The organism is Arthrobacter sp. CAL618, from assembly GCF_000468215.1.
Lineage (GTDB): Bacteria > Actinomycetota > Actinomycetes > Actinomycetales > Micrococcaceae > Arthrobacter_D.
In genome coordinates this window covers 1-2,398 of record NZ_ASZW01000260.1, presented here as the reverse complement: position 1 = coordinate 2,398, position 2,398 = coordinate 1, and the positions used below count along the sequence as shown (strand labels likewise).

Below are 2,398 nucleotides of genomic sequence, written 5' to 3'. Positions count from 1 at the left end.
TGCCCCGCTGACTCCTCCTGGCCCGGTTGCTGCCGCTCGATAGCCGACGTCGCAGCGGTCCCCTGGGGGCTGCTGGCAGCCCTCCGGCGGTTGCGCCGTGGACTTTGGGGAGCCGGCTCGGGGCTGACGGCCGGTTCCGCAGCGGACCCGGCAACTGGATCGCTTCCGGAGTCGGCTGACGCGGGCTTGCGGTCGAAGGCCTGGGTGAGGCTATCGAGCGTGAGCCGGCGGGCTTCCTGCACTTCGGCGTCGCTGGCCTCGGCGCGGGGCAGGCTCACCGTCTCACCGTTGATGGTCAGTACCACCTCGGCGGCATCGTTGGTCGCTGGATGACCCTCGGCCTCGTGTGCTGCGTGGGTGGCTGCGGCGATACTGGCGAGGGCCACCCGGGCCGCTTCAGCCCGGGCCTGACGCTCGGCGTCGTCCTGCGGCGCCTCGGGTGTCTGCTGGTCCTCGTCGGCGGGCGAGTTGGACCGGCTCCGGTTACGCTTGCGTTCGCTGCGGGACACCTTCTCCTGCCGCAGGTGCTGCTGGTGGTTCTCGGGGGCGACGGCGTGCCGCTTGTGCTCCACCGGCTCGTCATGGGTGACGACCCCGCGCCCGGCACAGTGCTCACAGTTCTCGCCGAAGACTTCCAGCAGTCCGGTGCCCATCCGCTTCCGCGTCATCTGGACCAGCCCCAGGGAGGTGACCTCCGCAACCTGATGCTTGGTGCGGTCGCGGCCCAGGCATTCCACCATCCGACGCAACACCAGGTCACGGTTGGCTTCCAGGACCATGTCGATGAAGTCGATGACGATGATGCCGCCGATATCGCGGAGACGCAGTTGACGGACAACTTCCTCTGCGGCCTCCAGGTTGTTCTTGGTGACTGTTTCTTCCAGGTTGCCACCGCTGCCGGTGAACTTGCCGGTGTTGACGTCCACCACGGTCATGGCTTCGGTGCGGTCGATCACCAGTGACCCGCCAGAGGGCAGGTAGACCTTCCGGTCGAGTGCCTTGTGGATCTGTTCATCGATCCGGCTCGCGAGGAAAATGTCCTCGTTGCCGGTCCACTTCTCGAGGCGTCCCACCAGGTCGGGGGCCACATACATCACGTAGGCCTCAATGGTGTCCCAGGCTTCCTCGCCGGACACGATCAGTTTGGAGAAGTCCTCGTTGAAGACATCCCGGACCACCTTGATGGTCAAATCCGGCTCGCCATACAGCAGTTCGGGGGCGAGCGACTTGGTGGAGCCCGACTTTGCCTCGATCGTTTCCCACTGTGACCGCAGCCGGTTGATGTCGTGGGTCAGCTCTTCCTCGCTGGCCCCCTCCGCGGCCGTGCGCACAATGACACCGGCGTTCTCGGGGAGGCGGTCCTTCAGGATGCGCTTGAGCCGGTTGCGTTCCACATCGGGGAGCTTGCGGGAAATTCCGGTCATTGAACCGCCCGGCACGTACACCAGGTAGCGGCCGGGGAGGGAAATCTGGCTGGTCAGGCGTGCGCCCTTGTGGCCGACCGGGTCCTTGGTGACCTGCACCAGGACGGTGTCACCGGACTTCAACGCCAGTTCGATACGGCGCGGCTGCCCGTCGAGACGTGACGCGTCCCAGTTGACTTCACCCGCATACAGGACGGCGTTGCGGCCGCGGCCAATGTCAACGAATGCTGCTTCCATGCTGGGCAGCACGTTCTGGACCTTGCCCAGGTACACGTTGCCGATCAGGGAATCCTGCTGGGTTTTGGACACGAAATGCTCGGCGAGCAATCCGTCCTCCAGCACAGCAATCTGGATCCTGTCATCGCGCTGGCGGACGATCATCTGACGGTCCACCGACTCTCGGCGGGCGAGGAATTCGGCTTCGGTGATGACCTGGCGGCGGCGGCCCGTGTCGCGGGATTCACGACGACGCTGCTTCTTGGCCTCGAGCCGGGTGGAACCCTTGACGCTGGTGACCTTGTTGGATGGGGCCGTTTCCTGGGCCTGCCGCGGCGCGCGCACCCGGGTCACGGTGTTGGGCGGATCGTCATCCTGGCCACCGGTCAGTTCGAGATCCTGGTCTCCACGACGGCGCCTGCGACGGCGGCGGGAGGTCACGCCGTCTTCGGCGTCCCCGTCCGGGCCGGCGTCGAGGTTTGAGCCGTTCTCGTCCGTGGTGGCATCCTGGTCGCCGCGGCCCTTGCCACGGCTGCGGCGGTTCCGACGACGCCGGCGCCCACCGGATTCGCTATCGCCGTCCTCGTCTTCATCCGCGTCAGCAGCGGCGGGAACCTCAGCCTTCCTTGCCGCAGCTACTGCAACACTCAGGTCTGGTGCATGGAACAGCGACGCGGGGATGCTGAAAGGATCGGACGCCGTTGACACGGAGATGGGTTCCTGGACGGGGGTGGTCTCCTCGGCCTGCGCGGCGGGAG

Annotated in this window: 1 protein-coding gene; it reads right to left on the bottom strand. The window is 66.4% G+C overall.

Features of this window, described 5'->3' with window-relative positions:
* Positions 1–2,398 (bottom strand): Rne/Rng family ribonuclease (locus tag K728_RS0116005; protein WP_024477329.1); only part of this gene is annotated, 2,398 nt, incomplete at both ends.